This window comes from Paeniglutamicibacter sp. MACA_103, from assembly GCF_045798555.1.
In the GTDB taxonomy this organism is placed as follows: domain Bacteria; phylum Actinomycetota; class Actinomycetes; order Actinomycetales; family Micrococcaceae; genus Paeniglutamicibacter.
The window spans coordinates 1-332 of sequence record NZ_JBIXLN010000130.1 but is presented as its reverse complement, the minus strand read 5'-3'; the positions used below and the strand labels follow the sequence as shown (position 1 = coordinate 332).

The following is a 332-nucleotide window of genomic DNA, read 5'->3' as shown; positions in this document are numbered from 1 at the left end:
TTCCGGGTTCGGTATGGGACCGGGCGTTTCCCCCACGCTATGACCGCCGTAACTCTAGTACCACTGCCCGGGCATTGCTGCCGGGGTGGTGAATCTATGGGTCACGACCACAATAGTGGTTGTTGTGTTGTATCCGCGAAAAAACATGGGTTGTTGTTTCGGGACCGTATAGTGGACGCAGCGTTTCTTGCCAACCACCCCTGCGGGGTGGCGTGGTGTTTGTGGTTTAAGTTGTCGGCCTATTAGTACGGGTCGGCTTCACGAGTCTTTGGTCCTCGCTTCCACGTCCCGCCTATCAACCCAGTGGTCTGCTGGGGGCCTCTCACACCAAA

General features: G+C 56.9%; 1 rRNA gene. It reads right to left on the bottom strand.

Annotated elements, in window-relative coordinates:
* Positions 1-221: 221 nt before the first annotated feature.
* Positions 222-332 (bottom strand): 23S ribosomal RNA (locus ACIPVK_RS21840); the annotation flags it as partial.